The sequence below is a fragment of the Arthrobacter sp. AG258 genome (assembly GCF_004364695.1).
Lineage (GTDB): Bacteria > Actinomycetota > Actinomycetes > Actinomycetales > Micrococcaceae > Arthrobacter.
The window spans coordinates 456,738-480,239 of sequence record NZ_SOBI01000002.1 but is presented as its reverse complement, the minus strand read 5'-3'; the positions used below and the strand labels follow the sequence as shown (position 1 = coordinate 480,239).

At 58.0% G+C, this 23,502-nt stretch carries 20 protein-coding genes; 11 read left to right on the top strand and 9 right to left on the bottom strand.

The annotated features are described in order from the left end of the window. The first annotated feature begins 90 nt into the window (after positions 1 to 90). The 8 genes from DFO47_RS05480 (at position 91) to DFO47_RS05440 (ending at position 10,377) form a co-directional block, all read left to right on the top strand. Positions 91 to 675, top strand: coding sequence for an acyltransferase (locus DFO47_RS05480; RefSeq protein WP_133830967.1), 585 nt, complete (start codon positions 91 to 93; stop codon positions 673 to 675). Between the two features lie 123 nt (positions 676 to 798). Beyond that, positions 799 to 1,986, top strand: a complete 1,188-nt coding sequence (glf, locus tag DFO47_RS05475) for a UDP-galactopyranose mutase (RefSeq protein ID WP_133830966.1) — start codon at positions 799 to 801, stop codon at positions 1,984 to 1,986. Next, positions 1,983 to 4,007 (top strand): glycosyltransferase, encoded by a 2,025-nt coding sequence (locus tag DFO47_RS05470; protein WP_133830965.1) that lies wholly within the window; start codon positions 1,983 to 1,985, stop codon positions 4,005 to 4,007. Before glf ends, DFO47_RS05470 begins: the two co-directional genes overlap by 4 nt. A gap of 5 nt (positions 4,008 to 4,012) precedes the next feature. Beyond that, complete coding sequence (locus tag DFO47_RS05465) at positions 4,013 to 4,885, top strand: ABC transporter permease (protein ID WP_208294376.1); 873 nt, start codon at positions 4,013 to 4,015, stop codon at positions 4,883 to 4,885. Next, positions 4,886 to 5,611, top strand: coding sequence for an ABC transporter ATP-binding protein (locus DFO47_RS05460; protein WP_133830963.1), 726 nt, complete (start codon positions 4,886 to 4,888; stop codon positions 5,609 to 5,611). It begins immediately after the preceding gene. Positions 5,612 to 5,723: 112 nt separating this feature from the next. Next, positions 5,724 to 7,742: a DUF6541 family protein gene (locus DFO47_RS05455; RefSeq protein WP_133830962.1), complete on the top strand. Its 2,019-nt coding sequence runs from the start codon at positions 5,724 to 5,726 to the stop codon at positions 7,740 to 7,742. 307 nt (positions 7,743 to 8,049) lie between these two features. Next, positions 8,050 to 9,408 (top strand): hypothetical protein, encoded by a 1,359-nt coding sequence (locus tag DFO47_RS05450; RefSeq protein WP_133830961.1) that lies wholly within the window; start codon positions 8,050 to 8,052, stop codon positions 9,406 to 9,408. A 708-nt stretch (positions 9,409 to 10,116) separates the two neighbouring features. Beyond that, positions 10,117 to 10,377: a DDE-type integrase/transposase/recombinase gene (locus DFO47_RS05440; RefSeq protein ID WP_133830959.1), complete on the top strand. Its 261-nt coding sequence runs from the start codon at positions 10,117 to 10,119 to the stop codon at positions 10,375 to 10,377. Between the two features lie 36 nt (positions 10,378 to 10,413). On the opposite strand, the gene DFO47_RS05435 is transcribed toward DFO47_RS05440, so the two are convergent. Beyond that, positions 10,414 to 11,691: a polysaccharide biosynthesis C-terminal domain-containing protein gene (locus tag DFO47_RS05435; RefSeq protein ID WP_133830958.1), complete on the bottom strand. Its 1,278-nt coding sequence runs from the start codon at positions 11,689 to 11,691 to the stop codon at positions 10,414 to 10,416. A 90-nt stretch (positions 11,692 to 11,781) separates the two neighbouring features. Here DFO47_RS05435 and DFO47_RS05430 point away from each other — a divergent pair, with 90 nt between their 5' ends. Continuing rightward, positions 11,782 to 12,702 (top strand): glycosyltransferase family 2 protein, encoded by a 921-nt coding sequence (locus tag DFO47_RS05430; RefSeq protein WP_133830957.1) that lies wholly within the window; start codon positions 11,782 to 11,784, stop codon positions 12,700 to 12,702. Here DFO47_RS05430 and DFO47_RS05425 read toward each other — a convergent pair. The 3 genes from DFO47_RS05425 to DFO47_RS05415 are packed head-to-tail and all read right to left on the bottom strand — an operon-like array spanning position 12,699 to position 15,402. Beyond that, a complete protein-coding gene (locus DFO47_RS05425) occupies positions 12,699 to 13,736 on the bottom strand; it encodes a glycosyltransferase (RefSeq protein WP_133830956.1) in 1,038 nt (345 codons plus the stop codon). The genes DFO47_RS05430 and DFO47_RS05425 overlap by 4 nt on opposite strands. Then, on the bottom strand, positions 13,733 to 14,476 hold the full coding sequence (locus DFO47_RS05420) for a glycosyltransferase (RefSeq protein WP_133830955.1): 744 nt from the start codon (positions 14,474 to 14,476) through the stop codon (positions 13,733 to 13,735). The genes DFO47_RS05425 and DFO47_RS05420 overlap by 4 nt, the downstream gene beginning before the upstream one ends. Continuing rightward, positions 14,473 to 15,402 (bottom strand): glycosyltransferase, encoded by a 930-nt coding sequence (locus DFO47_RS05415; RefSeq protein ID WP_133830954.1) that lies wholly within the window; start codon positions 15,400 to 15,402, stop codon positions 14,473 to 14,475. The genes DFO47_RS05420 and DFO47_RS05415 overlap by 4 nt, the downstream gene beginning before the upstream one ends. A gap of 246 nt (positions 15,403 to 15,648) precedes the next feature. Between DFO47_RS05415 and DFO47_RS05410 the strand changes: the two genes are divergently transcribed. Next, on the top strand, positions 15,649 to 16,530 hold the full coding sequence (locus DFO47_RS05410; protein WP_133830953.1) for a glycosyltransferase: 882 nt from the start codon (positions 15,649 to 15,651) through the stop codon (positions 16,528 to 16,530). Positions 16,531 to 16,589: 59 nt separating this feature from the next. On the opposite strand, the gene DFO47_RS05405 is transcribed toward DFO47_RS05410, so the two are convergent. From DFO47_RS05405 to rfbB, 4 genes are read right to left on the bottom strand one after another with little or no spacing between them, the layout of a single operon-like run. Next, the gene (locus DFO47_RS05405; RefSeq protein ID WP_133830952.1) at positions 16,590 to 17,000 is read right to left on the bottom strand and encodes a DUF2304 domain-containing protein; all 411 of its coding nucleotides are present in this window, start codon (positions 16,998 to 17,000) and stop codon (positions 16,590 to 16,592) included. Between the two features lie 8 nt (positions 17,001 to 17,008). Next, the gene (locus DFO47_RS05400; protein WP_133830951.1) at positions 17,009 to 17,740 is read right to left on the bottom strand and encodes a glycosyltransferase family 2 protein; all 732 of its coding nucleotides are present in this window, start codon (positions 17,738 to 17,740) and stop codon (positions 17,009 to 17,011) included. Continuing rightward, on the bottom strand, positions 17,737 to 19,161 hold the full coding sequence (locus DFO47_RS05395) for a bifunctional dTDP-4-dehydrorhamnose 3,5-epimerase family protein/NAD(P)-dependent oxidoreductase (RefSeq protein ID WP_133830950.1): 1,425 nt from the start codon (positions 19,159 to 19,161) through the stop codon (positions 17,737 to 17,739). Before DFO47_RS05395 ends, DFO47_RS05400 begins: the two co-directional genes overlap by 4 nt. A gap of 3 nt (positions 19,162 to 19,164) precedes the next feature. Beyond that, positions 19,165 to 20,163 carry a dTDP-glucose 4,6-dehydratase gene (gene rfbB, locus DFO47_RS05390; protein WP_133830949.1) on the bottom strand — a complete coding sequence of 333 codons (999 nt, stop codon included), beginning with the start codon at positions 20,161 to 20,163 and terminating at the stop codon, positions 19,165 to 19,167. Positions 20,164 to 20,218: 55 nt separating this feature from the next. Between rfbB and rfbA the strand changes: the two genes are divergently transcribed. After that, entirely contained in the window at positions 20,219 to 21,085 is an 867-nt protein-coding gene (gene rfbA, locus DFO47_RS05385) for a glucose-1-phosphate thymidylyltransferase RfbA (RefSeq protein ID WP_133830948.1), read from the top strand. A 62-nt stretch (positions 21,086 to 21,147) separates the two neighbouring features. Here the strand turns inward: rfbA and DFO47_RS05380 are convergent, their stop codons facing one another. Continuing rightward, positions 21,148 to 23,208, bottom strand: coding sequence for a lysozyme (locus DFO47_RS05380; protein WP_133830947.1), 2,061 nt, complete (start codon positions 23,206 to 23,208; stop codon positions 21,148 to 21,150). Between the last annotated feature and the right edge of the window lie 294 nt (positions 23,209 to 23,502).

The window sequence follows — 23,502 nt, the reverse complement described above, 5'->3', positions numbered from 1 at the left end:
AAGGGGTCCTGCCTGCCCGGAGGGAGCTCGGCTAGGATCGCTACACCCGGTCCCTCGAAAAGCGGGCCATGAGCAGCAAAGGAGACTCCTTTGGGCACCATCGCGGACAGTGCTGACGTTGATGCAGGCGCAAGTATCGGGGCGGGCACCAAAGTGTGGCATCTCGCCCAGGTCCGGGAGGCGGCGCGCCTGGGGGAGAACTGTGTCGTGGGCCGTGGCGCCTACATCGGCCCCGGCGTGGTCTTGGGGGATAACTGCAAGGTGCAGAATTACGCCCTGGTGTACGAACCGGCGGTTCTTGGGCCAGGGGTCTTTATTGGTCCTGCAGTGGTCCTGACCAATGATGTTTTCCCCCGCGCTGTTACTCCGGAAGGGACCCTCAAGACAGAGGAGGACTGGGAAAAAGTGGGTGTGACGATTCTGGAGGGAGCTGCTGTTGGTGCCCGTGCAGTCTGCATAGCGCCCGTAACCATCGGCGCGTGGGCGATGGTGGCGGCAGGCGCTGTGGTCACAAAGGACGTGCCGGACTTCGCGCTCGTGGCGGGTGTTCCCGCCCGGCGCATCGGCTGGGTGGGCAAGGCTGGCCAACCATTGATAAACGAAGGTAGCCAATGGGTTTGTCCCGGTACGCGGGATGCGTATGTCGAACGGGATGGGTCTCTGCGGCCCGCTTGAGGTCGGATGTGCGACGGATCACAGGGGCTGTGCGGATTCGACGGACGTTGCGGTCCCTCGGGTAGGCTAGAGCAGCAGACAATGCGCAACATTGCGCTGCCCGCATTCGAACCAGGAGATTTTGTGACCGCTGACCTCGTCATCGTAGGGTCCGGCTTTTTTGGCCTGACAATCGCAGAACAGGCCGCCACTGAGCTCGGCTTGAAGGTGGTCGTCCTCGACCGTCGCCACCACATCGGGGGCAATGCCTACAGCGAAAAGGAAGAGCAGACCGGGATTGAAATACACCGGTACGGCGCCCACCTTTTCCATACCTCGAACGAACGCGTGTGGGAATACGTCAACAGGTTCACCACCTTCACTAACTACGTGCACAAGGTGTACGGCGTCCACAAAGGGGAGGTGTACTCCCTGCCCATCAACCTGGCCACCATCAACCAGTTCTTCCGGGCCAACCTGACGCCGGGCCAGGCGCGGGACCTCATCCAGGAACAGGCCGGGGAACTGGCAGGCACGGACCCCCAGAACCTCAACGACAAGGGCATCCAACTAATTGGCCGTCCCCTGTACGAGGCCTTCATCAAGCACTACACCGGGAAGCAATGGCAGACGGATCCCAAGGATCTGCCCGCCGGCATCATCTCCCGGCTTCCTGTGCGCTACAACTACGACAACCGGTACTTCAACGACAAGTACGAGGGCCTGCCCACCAACGGTTACACCGCGTGGATCGAAAAGATGGCCGAGCACCCGAACATCGAAGTGCGCCTGAACACCGACTTCTTCGACGAATCGCACGAATACAGCAAGGACAAGGTCGTCGGCAAGATCCCCGTGGTCTACACCGGCCCGGTGGACCGCTACTTCGACTACGCCGAGGGCGACCTCTCGTGGCGCACCATCGACTTCGAAGAGGAAGTCCTCGATGTCGGCGATTTCCAGGGCACGTCCGTTGTCAACTACAACGACGACGACGTCTCCTACACCCGCGTCATCGAACCTCGCCATTTCCACCCCGAACGCGACTACCAGACCGAAAAAACGGTCATCATGCGGGAGTTTTCGCGGTTCGCCGAAAAAGGCGACGAACCGTACTACCCGGTCAACACCTCTGCCGACAGGGAGCGCCTGCTCAAGTACCGAGACCTTGCAGCTGCCGAAACGGACGTCTTGTTTGGCGGCCGGCTGGGCACTTACAAGTACTTGGACATGCACATGGCCATCGGATCCGCGCTGAGTATGTTTGACAACAAAATCCGTCCGCACTTCGAAAGCGGCGTGAAGCTGGAAAGTGGAGGCGTGGACGCATGAGCGCCGCCACCGATAGTAAGGCAAAGGCTGAAGTTAAGGGTGCAGGAGTCGAAAACCAGCTGGGGTGGCAGACCTTGCAGCGCGTTATCCTGCCAAACGCCAGCCAGATGGATACAGCGCCCCTCTACATGGACATGGGCACCGCCACTGGCATCCAGCTCCCAACGATTGGCGACGGAGACAGGAAAGACGCCAAGCCTAGGACCATCAGCAGCCCGACCAAAGAGGCGCACGTAGAGGACTTCCTCTCGCGACACTCCACATCAGTCCGGTCGGGGGAACGAGTTTCATTCGGCACCTACTTCAATGCATTTCCTGCCAGCTACTGGCGGCGGTGGACAACAGTGGATAAAGTCCGCCTGCAGGTCCGGACCCAAGGCACCGGTTCCGTCATTGTCTACAAATCCAATGCACGCGGCTCACTACAGAGGGTGGACACCCGGCGTGTCGAGGGTATCTCTGAAAGCCATTTTGAACTTTCACTGGCTCCCTTCGGCGACGGCGGATGGTACTGGTTCGACCTCTTGGCGGGAACCGAGCCACTCATCATGCTCGACGCCGAGTGGCAGGGGCCCGTTGTCGAGAGGACTCCGGGGTCGGTAACGCTCCAGATCACCACACTCAACAAGACGGACTTCTGCCTTAACAACCTCCGTCTCCTGGCCGACAGCGCCGAGGCCCTTGCCCACGTGCAGGAGATCCTCATCGTGGACCAAGGCACACAGAAACTTTTGGACGCTCAGGGCTTCGAAGAGGTAAAGGAGTCCTTGGGCGGCAAACTCCGCATCATCAACCAGTCCAATCTGGGCGGGTCCGGCGGATTCGCGCGCGGGATGTTCGAGGCCGTCGAAAACGGCAGTGACTACGTGCTGCTCATGGACGACGACATCGTCGTCGAACCTGAAAGCATCATCCGCCTCCTCACCTTTGCCGACCGATGCAAAACGCCAACCCTGGTCGGCGGACACATGTTCGACCTGTACAACCGGACCGTCCTGCACACGTTCGGCGAAGTGGTTAATCCCTACCGCTTCCAGCCGGCCCTTCCCAGCGACGATATGATCCTCGGGCACGACTTCCTGTCGTCCAACTTGCGGCAGACGTCTTGGCTGCATCGGCGCTGTGACGTCGACTACAACGGCTGGTGGATGTGCCTGATCCCCACCAAAGTCATCCGCGACATTGGGCTTTCGCTCCCGCTGTTTATCAAGTGGGACGACGCTGAATACGGTCTGCGGGCAAAGGAACATGGCTACCCCACGGTCTCCCTTCCCGGTTCTGCCGTTTGGCACGTCTCCTGGATCGACAAGGATGACCTGGTCGGTTGGCAGGCTTACTTCCACTCGCGGAACCGGGTGGTTACGGCACTGTTGCACAGTCCGTACGAATACGGCGGGGACGTGGTCAAGGCTTCCCAGTACGGCGACGTCAAGCATATGGTTTCCATGCAATACGCCACGGCCCAGGGCAGGCAATGGGCCTTGGAAGATGTGTTGAAGGGGCCGGAAGCCCTGCCTGACCTGTTGTCGACCAAGCTGCCACAAATCCGTGAGATGATGTCCGCGCATTCAGATGCCGTCTTTCGTCCCAATCCTGAGGATTTCCCCGCCCCGAAAATGGATAAACCGCCGAGGCGGGGTCACGGGCCTTCCCAGCCCTCGAGAATCACCCTGCTGCCATGGGCGGCCAAGACGGTCGTTCGGCAGCTGGTCAAGCCCATTCAGGGAACTAGCGCTGAACGGCCCCAGGCTACGGTTGCCCACCAGGACAACCGATGGTGGCGCATGGCGCAGTATGACAGCGCAGTCGTCTCCAATGCCGAGGGAACCGGGGCGTCCTGGTATCGCCGGGATCCCAAACGCTTGAGGAAGATGCTGGCCGATAGCGGACGCCTGCACGCGGCGCTGCTGAAGGATTGGCCCGCGCTTAGCAAGAAGTACAAAGCAGCCGTGAACGATCTGACGTCGATCGAGTCCTGGAGGAAGACGTTCGAGCAGCATACGCAGAATGAGATCAAGTGAGCGTAATTTCGACCAGTGATCTGACCACGCCAGGATTGGGCGGGGGACTGCGGGACATCAAACAGTCAGGCTTCCTGCTGAAACTGCTGGTGCGGAAAGAACTGAAGGTCCGGTACCGAGGTTCTGTTCTTGGGCTTCTCTGGTCTTATGTCAAACCGGGCGTCCAGTTCATCGTTTTTTATGTTGCGTTGGGAATCTTCCTTGGATTGGAACGAAGTGCCAGGAATCCGGATGGACTGGCAAACTATGCCGTCTATCTGTTTTCCGGAATTGTACTGATCAATTTCTTTTCCGAGGCATTAGGCAACGCGGCACGCTCCATCGTGATGAACGGGAACCTGATCAAGAAGATCTACCTTCCGCGCGAATTGTTCCCCGTGGCCTCCGTTTGGGTGTCTGCGGTGCACTTCTTCCCCCAACTCGTGGTTCTCATCGTCGGTTGTGTCTTCGCGGGATGGCACCCGAACCTGATACAACTGTTGGCTGCGGTGGCTGGCTTTGTCATCGTGGGGCTGCTCGCGACCGGTTTGGGGCTGCTTTTCGGTTCAGCCAACGTGTACTTCCGTGACTCGGAAAACCTGGTGGACATGCTCTTGATGGTTGCCACTTGGGCTTCACCGGTCATGTATTCATGGTCAATGGTTGAGCAGAAGCTTGGAAGCACAGCATTTGCTATCTATCAGGCGAACCCGATCACCATAGGTGTGGAGTTATTCCACTACGCGTTCTGGTTTCCGACGACGGACGGTTCGGCAGCCATGCCACCGAACCTCTTTAGTCTGTGGCTGCCTGTCGGGCTCGTGGTTGCGGTGGCCATTGTTGTTTTGGGTCAGTACACCTTTCGGCGCCTCGAGGGCCGTTTCGCACAGGAGCTCTAAGTGTCCACGGCTATCGAAGTTTCGAACATCAGCAAGCAATTCGTGTTGCGCCACACCAGATCACTGAAAGAGGCAGTGGTGTGGCTAGCCAAGGGGCGAAAAGGCGATCTTTCCGAGAAGTTCCACGCGTTGAAGAACGTATCCCTTGACATCGAGGCAGGGGAAACCGTGGCACTCCTGGGCCTTAATGGTTCAGGCAAATCAACTCTGCTTAAGCACATTTCCGGGGTTATGCTTCCCGACACTGGAACCGTGAAGACGCGCGGAAGAGTCGCCGGGCTTATTGAAGTTGGTGCTGGCTTCCACCCAGATTTGTCTGGGCGGGACAACGTATTCCTGAACGGCGCAATCCTAGGAATGACCGAGCAGCAGATCAAGGACAAATTCGACGACATCGTAGAGTTCTCGGAAATCGGCCAGTTTATCGATACTGAGGTCAAGTTCTACTCCTCCGGAATGTATTTGCGGCTCGCCTTCTCCGTTGCTGTCCACACAGACCCTGAAGTGTTCCTCATTGACGAGATCCTCGCCGTAGGCGACGAGCCCTTCCAACGAAAATGCATTGACAAAATTCAGGAACTTGCGATGGATGGTAAGACTCTGGTAGTGGTAAGTCACGACTTGGATCTTGTGGCACGCATCTGCAAACGGGGGGTTCTCCTGAGGCATGGGGAACTTATTTACGACGGGCCGATTCAGGAAGCCGTTGGCCTGTTGCGCAGTTGACCTAACTTACTTTCCGGGGCGTGCTTATCCTCGGGCTGACCCTGGCGTTTTTCAGAAGGTAGTCGCGGCTTGAATTACATCTCCGCGGGCCAGTACTTGTTCGGAGGACTTTTTGTCTTGGTTTGATGCGGCACCACAATTTGTCCTTGCGGTTACGCTGCTGGTTATTCCTGGCATGGCAGTTGGACTTGCTGCCGGCTTGCGCACAATGCATGCCCTTGCGGTTGCTCCGGCGGTCAGTACCTCGATAGTCGGAGTTGCGGCGATTGCCGCACCTTTTCTCGGATTGTCTTGGTCAATTCTGCCTGTGCTTGGGTTAACTTTTGTTATTGCGTCCGTGGCTCTTTTTGCTTCGCTCGTGTCAAAAAGAAGGGCCAGTGCCGTTAGTCGTAAATTTGACGACGACCCGCGCTATTGGATGCTCGCTTCGCTTACGGCAGCAGCCGTTGCTGCCGTCCTGGTAGGACGGCGGATTGTGGACGCCGTCGGTTCTCCGGAAGCGTTTTCCCAGACGTTTGATAATGTCTTTCACCTCAACGCAGTGCGCTATATCCTCGATACGGGCTCCGGTTCGTCGCTTACTCTGAACTCTATGACGGGGGCTGGCTCGTACCCAGCTGCCTGGCACGACTTGGTTTCCTTGCTCGTCAGCATGGGAGGAGCGGAAATAACTACTTCTGCCAACGTCATCAACATCGTGGTCGCCTCAATTGTTTGGCCTGTTGGCTGCATTTATCTAACGCAGTCGGTTTGGGGACGAAAGCCTGCCGTCAGTCTCGCGGCTGGAGTATTGGCCGCGGCGTTTGGAGCCTTTCCGATCTCCTTGCTGGACTTCGGAGTTCTCTACCCGAATTTTCTTGCTCTTGCCCTCCTTCCCGTGGTTTTTGGCCTCGGACTGGATGCATTGGGTCTTTCCGCCGTGCCAGGCCGTTCAAAGCTTTTGGGCGTGCTGCTGCTGCTTGCTGTGCTTCCAGGTATGGCCTTGGCCCACCCAAGCGCGGCCATGGCCTGGCTCGCACTGATGATTCCACCAGCTATCTACGTCTTTTCTCGTAAATCCGTACTATTGATTAGATCCACCACTGGCATGCGCCGGACAGCTGTTGCGGGAGCGTTGGTTCTTGCTCTGGTTGGTGCGGTTGTCCTGGTCCGTGTTCTCTGGGGCGTCGTACGTCCTCCGGCCGAGGCCGCTTTTTGGCCGCCAGTTGAGTCGACGGGCCAAGCAATCGGCGAGGTAATTTCCAGTTCAGCGATTGGACGTCCTGTTGCTTGGGGCGTAATGCTGTTGACGATCCTCGGTCTTTACCTGACGCTTCGTTCTGGCCAACGGTTGTGGCTGCTGGGTTCATACGCCGTGGCAGCCCTTCTCTTCGTTGTGGTGAGTTCGTTTCCACAAGAGAACTTCCGACTGTTCGTGACGGGTATTTGGTACAACGATCCGCCACGGCTTGCTGCCCTCCTTCCGCTCGTGACAATCCCACTGGCCTGCAGGGGCGCCGTGGGAATATGGGACCAGCTGTCACTTATTCTTGGACGAGTAAACGCCCCCCAACATAAGAGCGGCTCTGCGCGTTCGGTGAGCCCCGCGGGAAGGTTCCTTCCGTTGAAGCCTTCGATGGTACTCGTTGCGGCTGGGCTGGTCGCTGTTGTGGCTCTTATAGCGGCCACACAGCGCGGAAATGTCAGCCAGGCCCAGGCATCTATGGCAGCCTCTTACAGTTTGAGTGACAACGCACCGCTGATATCCACCGACGAAATGACTCTCATCAAGCGGTTGCCCGGTGAGGTACCGAAGGATGCCGTGATGGTCGGAAACCCGTGGAATGGAAGCTCGTTGGCCTATGCTTTCGCTGATCGGAAGCTGGTTCAACTGCATATCCTTAGTGCCGTTCCCGAAGGCGCCGCCCCCCTGCTCAACGGCCCTACCCCGGCTAAGGACGACCCCGCGGTCTGCCCCGCAGTCGAAAGCCTGAAGATTGACTACATTCTCGACTTTGGGCACCGGGAGGTCCACGGGCGTGACAATGGCTACAAAGGATTGGACGCACTGATAACGGCCGGTATGGCCACGCTCGAAGATTCGCAGGGAGAGGCCAAGCTTTATAAGCTGGACCTTTGCGGGTCCCAGTAGCGTCGATCCAAAAGACATATAGTCTGGTGGAACAGGATTCGATGAGAGCCCACATCACTAGCGCTAACGTCGAATCCCAGCAATGCAAATCGCCGCCTTGTTGGGCAGGAAGTCTGCCTGATACGCATTTACCCTCCGCGCTGGGCCCTGCTCCCGTGGCCGATCTGTAACACGGCCGCGTATGTTCTTAAATTTGCCGGCCGGGCTGCTGCCGAATGCGCGTCGCTGATCCTGCCCGACCGAGGCTATATCGGTTTTGCTCGATGAATCATTGCTCGGAAAAAGTACAAACCTACGATTAGGGGCAGTGAAGTTGATACAAACCGGCCTGCGTTGGGAGAGCGCCGCTATGAGACCCTGGACGCTTGTAGGCGATAGCAGTCGAGGCGTCATTCGTTGGGTAATCAATGTTGCCATCATTTTGATCGGTGCGTTGGTTGCCTTTTTCAGGATGCCGTGGGAAGCACAAAGAAGTATCTGGGCGGAAGACGGCGGCGTGTTCCTCAATGATGCTATTAGCGGCAGCGGATGGCGCGGAATACTAGCACCGTATGAGGGCTACCTACACCTAATTCCGCGTCTCGCTGCCAACTTGGTCGTGAGCGTTGTTCCAATCAACCTATACGCGTTGGCCATGAACTTCCTCAGCTGCATCGTGGTCTCGCTCGTGGGTCTCCTCGTTTATCGCTTGTCCAAGCCCTTTTTCGAGAGTAGAGCCGTTCGAGTTTGTCTTGCCTCGATTCCTGTCCTTGTGGCACCTGGGCCTGTGGAAACGTTGGCCAACTTTGCAAATGTCCACTGGTTCCTATTGTGGCTTGCGCCATGGTTACTCTTAAAGCCTGCGAAGAGCCGCAAAGAGGGGATATTTCTTCTTGTTGCCTCGCTGGTTGTAGCACTTACCGAGATACTGGCACTGATGTTTGTGCCCTTGTTCCTCTACCGGTGGCGGGATAAATCCAAGTGGTACGCGGCCGTGGGTCTGGTTGTTGGGCTTGCCTGCCAGATTTTCGTTACTTTGACGAATCCGCGATCACCGTCCTCTGGATACCCTGTAAATGCCTTTTCTGTCTTCGAAGGTTGGTTCCTAAATAGCAGTAGTGCATTGTTTTTCGGAGATTCCGCTACTGTCACAAGTCGCATTCATGCTTTCGGGCCGCTGCCGATAGTCTTTGCCGCATTTCCGTTTATCATGCTACTTGCGTATATCATGTGGAAAGGCAGCTCGGCGCATCGATTCTTGGCTGGCACCATGTTCGTCGCATCGATAGGCACGTGGGCGGCAACACAGGTGGTGAACCCACAGCCCTTCTTCGACTACGCTGCCTTTAATGCAGCCGATTGGAACGGTTTCTTCATCTCCCGTTACAGCACAGCCCCTTCCATGTTCCTTTTGGCACTCTTTCCACTTGCCAGCGCCGTACTTCTAACGAATTCGCGGGCGAAAGCCTCACTCCTCATCGGATCTTTCCTTGCGTTACAGCTCGTCTTCTTCTTTCCAACGGTGGTTTCCCGGACCAACGGGCCTGTATGGAGTGAAGAGGTCAATGCAGGGAAGCAGGCTTGTAGCGCCAATCCGACCTTCGAGACAAGCGGGATTCAGATCGCGCCCCGGGGATGGTTTGCGGATAAGGTGCATATCGGGTGCAAAGAACTCCTGGGGCAGTGAACTAGGTGTACTGTCCCGGCAGGTTGGTGACACGGGGACGGATTTGACGCAATAAGAGGACCTCCGCGTGTTGTGTGTTGCTTGTTGAGAGCGAACACAAAGCAGGAGGTTCTCGGGCCCACCGTAACGCGTTTTTGGCTCATTCGGGGCGTCTGCAGCTGGCTCGCTGCATTGTGGTTGATGGCTGGCGGTTGCGCCGGGCTGCCGAGCGCTTCAATGTCTCTGTGCCTACGGCGGCACGGTGGTCCCGCCGTTATCAAGAGTTGGGCGAGGCCGGGCTGGAGGACAGCAGGAGCCGGCCGTTGACGTGCCCGCACCGAACCAGGGTGCGCACCGAGCAACGCGTGCTGGGGCTGCGGGTGAACAGGCGCTGGGGTCCGATACGGATCGCGTACCACCTGCATCTGAACGTCTCCACGGTTCACCGCATCCTGGTCCGCTAACTTTGCCAGCCGCTGCGGTTCACGGACCCGGCAACCGGGATCCGCGGCCGTGGCAGGGAAGTCGCCCGCCGGTACGAATATACCTGGCCAAGGGTAATGATAATCCACGTGGACATCAAGAAGCTCGGCCGCATCCCTAACGGTGGCGGCCACCCCATCCACGACAGGGTGCAGGGCGAAGCGAACTCCGTGCCAGGAGCCTCGCTAGAGGCCGGCCCAATCACCCCGGCGAGGTCCGTGGCCACACCTTCCTGCACCACGCGCAGTGGATGACCATTCCCGGTACTTGTACTGCGAAATCCTTCCGGGCGAAACCAAAGAGAACGCGTCGGCGTTCATGCGCAACGCCATCGCCGCGTCCGCCGCCCAGGGCGTCAAGATTCAGCGCGTGCTGACCGCCAACGTCTCCTGCTACCGCTCCCGCGCTCTTGCCGCTGTCCTGGCCGACGCCGGGATCGAAGCAGTTGCCTTCGCGGTTCGCGGTAGCTCCCAGTCCGCAACCTCAAAATTTGGATATTGGGTTTGAAGCTTGAAGGTTTATTTCTTGGAGTAGGCGATGCCACTAAGGCTGCGACTTGAGGTGACGCCGTAGAACTCGCCATTGGAACGCCGCGACGACAAATTCTGATAGTGCCATTCCCCAAACCACTCCGGAGACCCCCAATACCATTGCTCCCACGAGAATCACGGGTGTTCCAATGACTGCTCCCACCAATGTTGATGTCGCGAGTTCCCGAGCCTTTCCTATAGGCACGAGACATGCAAGGCCAATTACTTGAGAGACAGCAACGGCGGCAAAACTGACCCCGACGGGAATGCTAATGTTGAAGGTGAAATTGTTTGTCCCTGGAACAAGGACTTGGGCGGCCCAGGGACCGGCTGCAGCAAGGACCGAACCGCCAGTGAGTCCCAATAACGGGGTTAGTTGCGATGCCCGATTTATTCGATGGTTCGTTGCGTTGGCACCCCCGGCGGGTATCCAACCCTGGACGAACTGTAGAACGGGGGAGAAACCCGTGACGGCAAACCGAAAAAGCCGGTCAGCGATTGCGTAGCTTGCGAGTTGGCCAGGAATGATCGCATTCACTGCCAACATGGGTAAGTTGACATAGAAGCTTCCAGTCGCCGCCGTAATAACTCCATGGCGTTGATGCGCCATCTGACGCAGGGAGTTCCGGGGCGAAAAATTTGCATTCAGACCGTCGCCAGAGCGCAGTATGACGGTCGAACTGACTGCAACCGCAGCAACATTAAAAATGAGCTGAGTGACAACCAATAGGGTGAAGTCCCGGGTGAGGACCAAAATGCCGACCCCGATTACCGTGCCGAGCAATTGCGGCAGCGCATCGAAAAGAAACAACCGCATTGCCCGCCCTTCGCCAACGAAGTACCAAGCCGCCCCCACGAAAGGCATGAGGTATGCGGCCGAGGCGATCGAGACAAACAGTGCTTCCTTGGGCCTGAGTAGAGCCATGAGAACCATCATGACTGGCGCGGTGACGAGCAGGAGATAGGAGCGGGTAATCAGGGAATCAAGGAAAAGCTGAGGCCGATCCTCCTTGGCGGCGGCAGCGACCAGACCTGGGCCTACAGTTCCCCAGCCGAATGCAACTGCTACACCGAAAAGCGTTGCAACTGTCTGTACAAGAACCTGCACGGCCCAAGCATCGGCACCGACGACGCGGGTGATGACGGGTATTGCCAGCAGCCCTACGACCGTACCGGCACCCACTGTGAGCGCAAAGGTTCCCAGTCTGAACAATGCGGCCAGGATTGCTTTCACGAAGCGGAATCCAACCTTTCGTACCTGGGTGCCAGGAAAGCACACCAAAGCCTCCATCTTAAGGCCTCGCAAGGTCCGTCGGCCGGCAAGCCCACGCCATTCGACTAAGCTGTATTGGTAAGTCGCACCACAAAGTCAGGATGGTTCATGTCCGTAGCAGCCGTAGTTGTGTCCTTCAACAGACTGGACTATCTGAAGAAGTGCCTGTCGGCTCTGGAGCAGCAGACCCGCCCAGTGGATGAGATCATCGTGATCGAAAATGGATCGACCGATGGAAGCGCGGAATACGTGCGCGCAAATCATCCTGGAGTTACTCTTTTCGAGACCGGCTCGAACCTTGGCGGCGCCGGGGGCTTTGCATGGGGCATCGAGTTGGCCCTACAGCATGGGCACAACCTTGCATGGCTGATGGACGACGACGCTGAGCCGCGGGAGGATGCCCTGGCTCCTTTGGTCCAGGTAATGGAGAGCGAACCACGGCCAAGCTTTGCGGCGCCCCTGGTCGAGGACACCGAAGGTGCAGTCGTCGTGGGAAACCTTCCGACAATTTCGACAGACGCATCCGCTCAACTCGCTGCCCAGAAATTGGGTGGGATTGCGCTATCGCACACTACCTTCGTCGGGGTCCTGGTCGATTTGGAGCTGTCAGCAGCTATGCCCCTTCCGTACGCGGACTTCTTCATCTGGTTTGACGACGTCGAGTACACGAAGCGGTTGGCGCGGTCTTCCTTCGGCATCCACGTTGTTAGCGCCCGAATGAAACATCCTAACAACGCGGGCGTCAAAGACATGGGGTGGCGACTCTATTTCTACCTTCGAAACCAGTTGTGGCTTACGAGGCTCAATCCGCGCCCTTGGTCCCTGACGCAGAGGCCCATCTTTCGTTTTGGGGAATTGGCTGTGCTGGCGCTCCAACAGTTCCGGGTGGCGAAGAACAAGAGACTTTGGCTGTCCGGTACGTTCAGGGGCTTGAGTGAAGGAATGTTCCGCTTGCCCGCTGTGCTTTATCCGGGAGATTTGCTGAACACGTTGTCATCGGAAAGGCGCGATCAGGTGAGCCGGGACTAGGCTGCTATCCGGCGTACAACTGTGCCGAGCAAGATCTCAAGGGCCCGCATGGGTGAAACGTTTCCACCGCGCATACCCCTGATAACAAGTCCGACGAGCGCCCAGGTCCTGGGAGAGGCGTAGATTAGTAGGCTGTCCCGCAGATCCGGGCTCGTTGAGTACTGTGCCAAATCTAGCCGTTCCAACAACGTTCTCGCCATGAGTGTCCGCCACCCAAGTCCGGTCTTGTAGATGATGCTGCAAACACTTCGTGGTGAGATGCGCCCTTCGTAACGCTTTACAAATCGAAAAGTGTTGCGGATCGATGTGGGCAAGCTCTGTCGCGATTCGCCTACTACGTTTCCGCCGTGCTGGATGTAGTCCTGCAGCACGACGTCTCGGATGTTGATGCTCCCGCAGGCGAGAGCGCAAAGCCCGATCCAGTGATCGTGGTACTGGGAAGGCGCGGCGAGCGACGGAAACGGCAGAGCCAGGTCAAGTACCTCGCGCCGGAAAATACATAGTGACCCTGTGACTTGGTTATTGGCGATGAGGTCGGCAGCTCCGACGTTTCTCCTGTCGGTGAGGCCTCCGCTCGACCGGTCCTGGCCGATTTCGGAAATGTGGGGCGGCACCACCCGTGCCTGCCCGGTAACGAGGGCGGCGCCGTCAAGCTCGGGGAGGAGCGTTGCCAATTTCTCGGGATACCAGTAGTCGTCTTGGTCGCTGAGGGCAATCCATCGGGCTGATTCGGGGACCGCTTTGAGGGCCCGTTCGAAGTTGTGATGGAACCCGAGCCGGTCGTCGTATCCAAGAACATGGAAACGGCCGTCATCGCCGCACGCCCGCTGCACCATGGCCGCCACGCGCTGATGGTCTCCATCCACGGAGATGAGACAGACAAAATTCGAGTGGGTTTGCGACTGGATGGACAGTAGCTGGCGGGCGAACATGGACTCATCGGGCTGGTATGCGGCGAGAGCCACCGCGCCGAAGGTTCCCGCGAAATTGCCCCTGCCGGATTGGTGCGGGACGGGGAGCGCATGCGATGTCATCTGGTTCCTGGCTTTCTGCTCAAGGCCACGAAGAAGGCGCGCAGGAGCATGATTCTCGCCCGGAGAATGACCGCAACAGGTCGGCGGGACTTCGGAGTCGTGTTGTCGTCATGAAGGCGCCGCGCCACCGTAGGAGCTGCTACATGGATCATGTTTCGGTTGAGGTTGGCCACGATGGCAATCCACTGGTCGTGGGTTTCGCTTAGAAACTCCGGAAAGGGGAGGATGAGTTTCTTGGCTGCGGACCTGAAAGCCATGGTGCACCCGTAATAGGGGCGGATTCCTATCCAGGTGGTGATCAGGTTGGCCACCCACCGCCGGCTGTCGGATTCTTTGAGCTGAACTTGGTGATACTTGTTGGCGGGGCTGCCGAAAACGGTGAAGTTGCTGGCCGCGAAGTCCTTGGTCTGCAAGGCGCTGACCAGAGTATCCACGCGTCCGGGCAGCCACACATCGTCCTGGTCCGACAACATAATGTATTCGCCCGTGCTTGCGGCCACTGCCTTCTGGAAGCTGGCAACGTAGCCCTGGTTTTCCGCGCTTGGCAGGAGAACGATGCGTGGGTCCCCAAGGTGACGGACGACGTCGAGCGTGGAATCTTTCGACGCATCGTCAACGATGATGAGCTCGTCGTCGGGTGACAGTTGCGCAAGTATGGACTGAATCTGTTCCGCAACGTACTCCTGGCCGTTGTACGTTGCCATGCACACGGAAACCCGGGCATTCTCAGATGCGCTCATGCTCTGATCCTCAGCTGGAATGATGGATCTATCTTTCCCAGCCTTCCGAGCCACCCGTCCAGGCAACCGCGGACAAACGCGCGATACTGCCCCCTACGGTTTGCCCCGTAGAGCATCCTGAAGACGTCACTTTCAATTTGAAAGCGAAGCCGGCGAACCAGCCAGACCGGGAACCGTGCGCCATACTGCCGCCAGAGGTAGATGCTGTTTCGGGTCATGTAGTACACCCGGAAAGGGGCGTGTGAATGTACATGGCGCTTTATTCCCAAGACTGTGACATGCCATCCGAAAAGCATCATTGGCTGAGCTTGGCCCAGCGCGTGAGTCATGTTGCATCCCTTCCCGATCAAAGTGGCCAGGCCGTGGGACCTCACACGGAGATTAAATTCAGAATCGACGCAGTCGATGAAAAGCCTCTCGTCGAGCATTCCGACCTTTTTAAAGGTGGAAACGGGTATGACGGCACCGGACTGCAAAGGATCGAACGCTTCCGGAAAGCGGGCCCGTCTCGAAAGGAGCGGAACATCCAGTCCGTTGTGCGACTGGGCGCTGATAAGTCCGACCTCCACCCCGCGGGCCTGGGCCTCCGTGTAGGTATCCAAGGCGGTTGCGATGTAGCCGTCGTCCAGGGCGGAGTCCTGGTCAAGAGTCACTAAGAAATCCGGGGACCATACCCTAAGGGCTTGGTCAATACCCGCGTTGAGTGCTGCTGCAATCCCGACGTTTTCCGGCATTCGTACAACTGTGCACCCCAGGTCTTCCAGGTTCTTTAGCACACCGTCGGTCCGTTGGATATCCGAACCGTCGTCGACCACGACCGTATGGATGACTTGCTTATTGAGATTCTTGACCCTCTCCGGAAGATCTTGGGGAGGGTGGAAGGCTGAAATAACAGCCACCACACGCGGGTCACTCTGGTGCGTCACGTCGTTTTGTTCCTTCTCGCTAACCCGAATAGACCGTTCCTATGCGTCAGGGAACCGTCAGACAGCAGGCTTCAGTCTATCGTTGGCGGGGAGAGCCCTCCATCTTGTCCGAGCCCATGGAGAGGTCTTCGCACGGGCAGATTGAGGATCGCCGGACAGGGTGACACGGTAGCATTGTCGGGGTGCTCATTTCCGGGCAGACAGATCCAACACTGTATATCTTCAAGAAAAGGACCTTCCTGGCACATGGCCATTGATGTATTGCTTCCCTATTACGGCGACGTCGACCTGATGAAACTTGCGGCCCAGAGCGTCATGAGCCAGCAGTACGAAGATTGGCGTCTCATCGTGGTCGACGACGGGTACCCTAGCCCGGAACCCCAGCGCTGGTTTGAATCTATGTCGGACCCGCGGGTCACCTATCAGAAGAACGAAGAAAACCTCGGCGCCAACGGCAACTACCGCAAGGCGCTTGAACTGGCAAAAGCACCCATCGTCGTTGTCATGGGCGCGGACGACATCATGCTGCCAAACTACCTCGATGTGGTCTCAAGGGCATTTGAAACGTACCCCGAAGCCAGCGTTGTCCAGCCGGGAGTTCAGGTTATTGATGAGCAGGGCCGTGCCTGCTCACCTCTGGTTGACATCGTAAAGAAGGTATACGCACCATCGACGAAATCTACAGTTCTGCTTCAGGGCGAAAAGATGGCCACAAGTTTGGTCCGGGCAGACTGGGCCTACTTCCCGTCTCTGGCTTGGCGGACGGACGTAATTCGTCGTATCGGGTTCACGGAGGGGCTGCATGTTGTGCAGGACCTTGCGCTGCTGCTGGACATAGCTGCAGAGGGTGGCTCCATGGTGGTCGATCCGACGCTGTCGTTCCTTTATCGCCGCCACTCTGCGTCGGATTCGTCAGTCAAAGCACTCGACGGGCGCCGCTTCGATGAAGAGCGCGCCTTCTTCGAGGGGCAGGCGACGCGTTTTCGTGAAATGGGCTGGAACGGAACGGCAAGGGCTGCTGCTTTCCACACAACTTCGCGTTTGAATGCCGCCAGCTTGGTGGCCCGGTCATTAATGATCGGGAAGATGGACTCGTTGCCCAGGCTGCTGAAGCATGTAGTTTCATAGCGCAAGGCTTCGAACACTCAGGTGGCTGCCCCCAAACGCGGGACAGCCACCTGTGATCTTTAAGAGATTGAATCCGGCGGAAGAACCTCCGGCCGTGGCCGGTCGCCGGCGGCGTGTCCACCGGGATTTCGGCTTTCCTCCAACTCAAGGACTTTGAGCCTGAGAATACCTACCTCTTCTGCCAGGACTCGGATCTCGTCCTCCGCTTGTGACTGTTCGAACGACAGGTGGAGGCAGACCAACACAAGCAGCACAAGCGCCAAGGCAAACAGAAGGTTCGAAGGTACCTTTACTCCGAGTACGTTGCTTGACCAGAAAAGAAGCTGCGGGAAGGCCACCAATACCAAAACGCCAACACCGATGATGATCCAGATAACCGCGTACTTTTCCCGCAGGTGACGGCGCCGCAGCATCTCAAAGATGATGAGCAGAATGACCAGCACAAAAATGAAGCCAACGAGGGTGGCCATGAAATCTCCTAGTTGGATGACGGGTCGTTTTTCTTGCGCGTCAATGCGAAGAGGAGGGCAAATGCTGACCGGCCCAAGTAGATGGCGGCCTTGACCGGGTCATGGCTCGGGGTACCGCCCTGCCGTTCGCGCATAGAGACTCCCACCTGGCGCACCGTGCATCCCGACCGAATGGCCACAACCAAGGAGTCTATGGTGTCGCCCAGATACTCGGCGGGGTAGTGGTCCACATACTGCCGGATGGCCTTGGCGTTAGCTGCGCGGAAACCCGAAGTGACATCGGTGAGCGGGGTGCCTGCAATCCGGGAAATTGTCCACGCCAGAACGTTCATGGCCCACTTGCGTGGCCCGCGAACCGTGTAAGTTCCTTTATCCGCGAAGCGGGCGCCAATCACAATGTCGGCGTCCTGCAGACCATCCAGAACAGCCTTAATATCACGAGGATCGTGCTGCCCGTCGGAGTCGACCTGAATGACCCGTGTATAGCCGTGCATTTTGGCATACTTGAAGCCGGTCCTCATCGCACCGCCCACTCCCATGTTGAAAGGGAGCTGCACCACCAATGCGCCGGCATCGCGGGCAACTTGGGCGGTATTGTCACGTGAGCCATCGTCCACTACGAGGACGCTGCAGTCGGGGCCGAACTCGAAGACCTCCCGGACGGTGTTTCCTACTGCCTCCGACTCATTCCAAGCCGGCATGATCACCAGGGTGCGGTGGGCTTGCTCTGCAGGAGTCATGCTTTATCGTTTTCCGCCTTGAGGTAGGTGGTCAGCCGCTCATCGGCGTCGGCTACATCAAAACCCGTGGACAGTGCCTTGGCCAAGTTCAAGGCACTGTTAAGTGGCCGCGGAGCTGCAACCTTGTCCTTGAAGTAGTCGGCAGTGGTCACTCCCGTGACATCAGACTTGGACGCGCCGGACTGTTCGTAAACGTCGGATGCTATGTCAGCCCAGCTCTTCACTTGACCACCATTCGTGAAGTTGTAGGTACCGTATGCGGCCCCTGTGGTCAGCAGGTGGCTGATGAACGCCGCAATGTCTTGGGTGAAGGTCAGACGGCCGGTTTGGTCATTAACTACCGCCGGTTTGATACCCCTTCCGGCAAGGCCTGCCATGACGCGAACAAAGTTGTTCCCTTCTCCGATGACCCAACTGGTTCGCACGATGTAGTGGCGCGGAACCACGCTAACCACGGCATCACCGGCAGCCTTGGTTTGTCCGTAGACTCCGAGGGGAGTGAAGGGTTCGTCCTCATCGTGACTGGCCCGGGTCCCGTCGAAGACGTAGTCAGATGAAACGTGTACCAGCGTGAGGTTATGCGCGACGGCGGTGCGCGCAAGGTTTGCGACGGCCGTCACGTTGGTGGCCCAGGCTGCGGCCCGCCCCTCCTCGGATTCAGCCGCATCCACAGCGGTGTATGCCGCTGCGTTGATGATGGTCGAGTACTTCTTCCAATTTCGGCTGGTGAAGGAGTCCGCATTGGCGAGTTCAAACTCTCCGCGGCCTGCGAACTCAATCGTCGAGTCGCCGTCGTACTGGGCACGCAGCGCCTTGCCCAGTTGCCCATTAGCTCCAACGACCAAAACCTTCTTTGGCGGCATTGGCACGACATCTGCCAGCCGTGGATGCGACTTGTCCTTGTCGGAGAGTTCTGCCTGCTCCAGCGGGATGGGCCATTGAACGGCTGCGGACTCATCCGCCAGGTTTAGGAAGGTGTAATGTCCTTGGGCGTCTGCCGACCAATGGTCATTCACGAGGTAGGTGTACGCCGTGTTGTCTTCCAGGGTCTGGAAGGCGTTCCCGACGCCGCGGGGAATAAAGATGGCCTGGCTGGGGTCGAGTTCGGCCGTGAACACGCTGCCAAAGGAGGGGCCTTCGCGAAGATCGACCCAGGCACCGAAGATGCGGCCGGTGGCAACGGAGATGAACTTGTCCCAGGGCTCTGCATGGATGCCGCGCGTGGTGCCGGCCTTTTCGTTGAACGAGATATTGTTCTGCACCGGCCGGAAGTCGGGCAGGCCGAGGGCGAGCATCTTCTCACGCTGCCAGTTTTCCTTGAACCATCCCCTGTTGTCTCCGTGGACAGGCAGGTCATAGACGACGACGCCGGGAATCGGGGTGTGGTGGGCGGCAAGCTTCTTGGAGAACTCGATGGTCATCGTTTACTGGCCCTGTTCCTTGTATTTCGCCTCGGTCTGGGCCTTCTGGGGACGCCACCAGGCCTCGTTGGCCCGGTACCACGCAATCGTGTCCTCGATGCCGGCGTCGAAGTTCGAGAACTGTGGCGACCAGCCCAGTTCGTCGCGCAGCTTGGTGGAATCGATGGCGTAGCGCAGGTCATGGCCCGGGCGGTCCACCACGTGGTCATACGCATCCGGCGACTCACCCATGTGCTTGAGGATAAGTTCGACAACGTCTTTGTTGTTCTTCTCCCCGTCAGCACCGATGAGGTAGGTCTCTCCGATCCTGCCCTTGGCAATGATCGCAAGGACGGCGGAAGAGTGGTCGTTGGCGTGGATCCAGTCGCGGACGTTCTCGCCCTTGCCGTAGAGCTTGGGACGGATGCCATCGATGATGTTCGTGATCTGGCGCGGGATGAACTTCTCGACGTGCTGGTAGGGGCCGTAGTTGTTTGAACAGTTGCTGATGGTCGCCTGCAGGCCGAATGACCGCACCCACGCCCGCACCAGCAGGTCCGAGCCAGCTTTCGTGGAAGAGTAGGGACTCGACGGGTTGTACGGCGTCTGCTCGGTAAAACGTTCCGGGTCATCCAGCTCAAGGTCGCCGTAGACCTCGTCCGTGGAAATGTGATGGAAGCGCTTATTATGCTTCCGGGCGGCCTCAATGAGGGTGTACGTGCCGATGATGTTGGTGTCCAGGAAGGGGCGGGGATCGTGCAGCGAGTTGTCGTTGTGCGACTCAGCTGCATAGTGGACTACTACGTCAGTGCCTTCAACGAGGCCGTCAACAGCACCGGCGTCCGCAATGTCGCCCTCAACGAAGGTGAAACGGTCTTCGGGGAGACCGTGAAGCGACTCCCGGTTTCCAGCGTAGGTCAGCTTGTCCAAAACTGTGACGTGGTCATCCGTGTTTTCCAATACATAGTGGACAAAATTCGAGCCGATGAAGCCGGCTCCGCCGGTCACTAGAAGTCGCTGCATAATTCCCTAGGGTACCGGATTTGCCGCTGCACTTAGCGAAGGGAAAGATGGGGGCATGCGCGGAATAATACTTGCCGGCGGTACCGGCTCAAGGCTTCATCCCATCACGCTGGGTGTCAGCAAGCAGTTGGTCCCCGTCTACGACAAGCCGATGATCTACTACCCGCTGTCGACCCTGATACTTGCGGGGATCCGGGACATTCTCATTATCACCACTCCACATGATGCTGAACAGTTCGAACGCCTCTTGGGAGACGGCTCCCGATTCGGCGTCTCCATCACGTATAAGCAACAGCCTTCACCGGACGGCCTGGCCCAAGCGTTCATACTCGGAGCCGACCACATCGGGGATGACAGCGTCGCTCTGGTCTTGGGAGACAACATCTTCTACGGACAGGGGATGGGGACACAACTACGCCGATTCAAGTCCATCGACGGCGGTGCCGTATTCGGATATTGGGTCAAAGATCCGTCTGCCTACGGTGTGGTTGAGTTCGACGAGCAGGGCAAGGCGTTGTCGCTCGAGGAGAAGCCTGCCGCTCCGAGGAGCCACTACGCAGTTCCGGGACTCTATTTCTACGACAACGACGTGATCGACATAGCCAAAAACCTGAAGCCGTCTCCACGTGGTGAATTGGAAATTACCGACGTAAACCGCGTGTACTTGGACGCAGGAAAGCTGCAGGTCGAAATTCTTCCGCGGGGAACAGCATGGCTCGACACGGGAACTTTCAACGACCTCAATGATGCCTCGAACTTCATTCGAACTGTCGAAAATCGTCAAGGCCTGAAGATCGGGGCTCCAGAGGAGATCTCGTGGAGGTTGGGCTTCCTGACCGACGACGAACTTCGCGAACGGGCGGAGCCCCTCGTCAAGAGCGGTTACGGCTCTTACTTGCTCGAGCTGCTGGCGGAGCGGTAGGCAACAGTTATAAGCGATGAGGGGGTTGAAGCCACGGCTTCAACCCCCTCATCCTTTTGCTGTCAGTACGTTAGCGTACGGCAGCCCAACTGTGCGTTGTAGGCGCTGAAAATAGAAACTGCTACACCGTAGGAGCAGACCCGGTACTGGCCTCGAGTGCTAATCGGCACGGAGGTTGAATATCCGTGGTCACCGGTTGTCTGGAGAGCACTGTTAACGTCCGCGCGCTTCAGGTTCGCGGTGAACGGATAGCCCTTCGTGCTGCCGTCCGGGAAAGTAATGTAGACGTGAACGGGAATAGAGATCGCCGGCAGCGCCGGGTCCAAGGTCCAGCCTTGGGTTACAACGGCAGCTTGGCCGCTAGAGATCTGTACTGCTGCGCTATCGAGGAAGCCCGTTGTAGCTGGAGTCGTGGTAACCGAAATGCTCTTGCACCCAAGAAGGGTGGGCCCGTTCGAGACTGGCGCTACTCCAGTCGCGCGTGTGCAAACCGAGTAATTACCCGTCGAGGAAATTGGAAGCGTCGCCTGGAACCCATGGTCACCTATGGTCCCTAGAGCCGAATTCACGTCCGGCCGCTGCAGGTTAGCAGTAAGGCTTGTTGGCGTTGGGTTCGTGATGGCCACACCGTCTTTCGACGCGATGTAAACGCTAACGGGATTGCTCGTTCCTGGCTGTGTTGGGTCCAGTGTCCAGCCCCTAACCTGCAACGTCGCCGAATTTGGAGCCAGCGTGAGGGATAGCGCGTCATAGCTGCCAATAGGCGAAGGATTCGCCCCGACATTCAGCGTTTGACAGCCCAACGGAATGTTTGCATTTGTACCTATTGCATAGGTACACGCCTTATACGCGCCGGGAGTGGACACGGGTATTTGATAGTCGAAACCATGATTGGATCCTAGGCCCGTTGCCGCGTCCACGTCTGGTCGTGGCGTATTTGCGGTCATTCGGTATCCGGTGGTCGTTCCGTCGGGAGCCGTCACGTAGGTGTCAGCGTAGGTGGAATTTCCGGGGTTGGCTTGGTCCACCGCCCAGCCCTTGAGCTGAAGGGTCACCTTGTCCACCGCTCGGATCTGAGTGAGACTGTCGAAACTGCCCGTCGGCACGCCAATTCCCGTAGCTGTCACACTCTTACAGCCAAGGGGCGTGTTTCCGTAGGTACCGATCGAGTAGGCGCACGCGGAGTACGTTCCTGATCGCGAGATCGGTATGGAACCATCAAACCCGTGTGAAGGACCGTAACCCAGAGCCTGGTCGACGTCAGGTCTGGAAGTATTCGCTACCCATGGGTACCCCGTTGTGGACCCATCCGGTCCGGTTACATACACGTGAGTCTGGTTGGAGACAGCCGCATTAGCGAGGTCAACGGACCACCCCCGAGCTCGCAGAGCAAACTGTGTGCCACTTCCCGTAACAGACAGATCGTCAAAACTGCCTGTCGGGAGTGCAGCCCCTGCGAAACGCTGCAACGACGGGTAATCGCCATTCCAGACGTTGGAGTCGCCCGCGAATGGCCCGGTGCTGCTGAACTGCCAGATGCTGTAAGCACTCCAGCTCGCTGATGGCAATGCTCCGGGGTAGTCGGTCGCTGATGAGGGGTAAGCGGCGACCCAGAGTGGATAGTCTCCAAACCCAGATGGGTTGCCAAGACATTGGTTCCACCAGCTCGTATTCGTGTAAATGACAGGCAGTCTGCCCGTCAATGCCCTCACGGTGTTGCCGAAGTCCTGCACCCAAGAAGCCAGCTGCCCTGCTGACATGTTGTAGCAAGTGTTGCCGAAGTAGAAACCGTTGATGGTCCTGCCTTCGTAGGGATTGAATTCGAAATCAAGCACCGGCGGCATAGTGTATCCATCGGGCGACCAGCCGCCGCCATTTTGCACGAAGTAGCGCGCTTGGTCTGCTCCGGAAGACCAGTTGGGGATTGCGAAGTGGTAGGCGCCGCGGATCATGCCGACGCTCCGTGCACCTTGGTACTGAGAGCTGAAAAGGTCGTTGGTGAAGTAGTTGCCCTCGGACGCTTTTACATACGCGAACCTGGAGCCCATGTTCCACTGCTGTTGCCAATCCACATTGGTTTGGTAGCCGCTGACGTCAAGTCCTTTTACGCCAAAAGTTGGCATCCATGTGCCTTCAGAGCCCAGCGATTCCGCACTTAGCTGTTTCACCGCCGTCGTGCTTGAGGACGCTGTGACTCGGGCTGACCGTTGACCCATTTCGGCGCCCTTGCCAATGGCTTCAGCCATTGTTTGCGACGTCGATGGCGATGGCGTAGGTGTCGCGGGAATCGAGGCCAATGGGGTCGTTACCGACGAAGTTGGAGACGCGGACGTCGAAGAAGGCTGCATCGACTCCGTGCTTACCGATGGGGAAGGCGAGGGCGACGGGCTGGAATTGGCGGCGAACGCAACGCCGCT

Excerpts from the sequence above, each read along its gene's own strand:
- DFO47_RS05470 (WP_133830965.1), top strand. The coding sequence starts at position 1,983 with ATGAGCGCCGCCACCGATAGTAAGGCAAAGGCTGAAGTTAAGGGTGCA.
- DFO47_RS05435 (WP_133830958.1), bottom strand. The coding sequence starts at position 11,691 with ATGGAGGCTTTGGTGTGCTTTCCTGGCACCCAGGTACGAAAGGTTGGA.
- DFO47_RS05430 (WP_133830957.1), top strand. The coding sequence starts at position 11,782 with ATGTCCGTAGCAGCCGTAGTTGTGTCCTTCAACAGACTGGACTATCTG.
- DFO47_RS05425 (WP_133830956.1), bottom strand. The coding sequence starts at position 13,736 with ATGACATCGCATGCGCTCCCCGTCCCGCACCAATCCGGCAGGGGCAAT.
- DFO47_RS05420 (WP_133830955.1), bottom strand. The coding sequence starts at position 14,476 with ATGAGCGCATCTGAGAATGCCCGGGTTTCCGTGTGCATGGCAACGTAC.
- DFO47_RS05410 (WP_133830953.1), top strand. The coding sequence starts at position 15,649 with ATGGCCATTGATGTATTGCTTCCCTATTACGGCGACGTCGACCTGATG.
- DFO47_RS05405 (WP_133830952.1), bottom strand. The coding sequence starts at position 17,000 with ATGGCCACCCTCGTTGGCTTCATTTTTGTGCTGGTCATTCTGCTCATC.
- DFO47_RS05400 (WP_133830951.1), bottom strand. The coding sequence starts at position 17,740 with ATGACTCCTGCAGAGCAAGCCCACCGCACCCTGGTGATCATGCCGGCT.
- DFO47_RS05395 (WP_133830950.1), bottom strand. The coding sequence starts at position 19,161 with ATGACCATCGAGTTCTCCAAGAAGCTTGCCGCCCACCACACCCCGATT.
- rfbB (WP_133830949.1), bottom strand. The coding sequence starts at position 20,163 with ATGCAGCGACTTCTAGTGACCGGCGGAGCCGGCTTCATCGGCTCGAAT.
- rfbA (WP_133830948.1), top strand. The coding sequence starts at position 20,219 with ATGCGCGGAATAATACTTGCCGGCGGTACCGGCTCAAGGCTTCATCCC.
- DFO47_RS05380 (WP_133830947.1), bottom strand. The coding sequence starts at position 23,208 with ATGCCAACTTTTGGCGTAAAAGGACTTGACGTCAGCGGCTACCAAACC.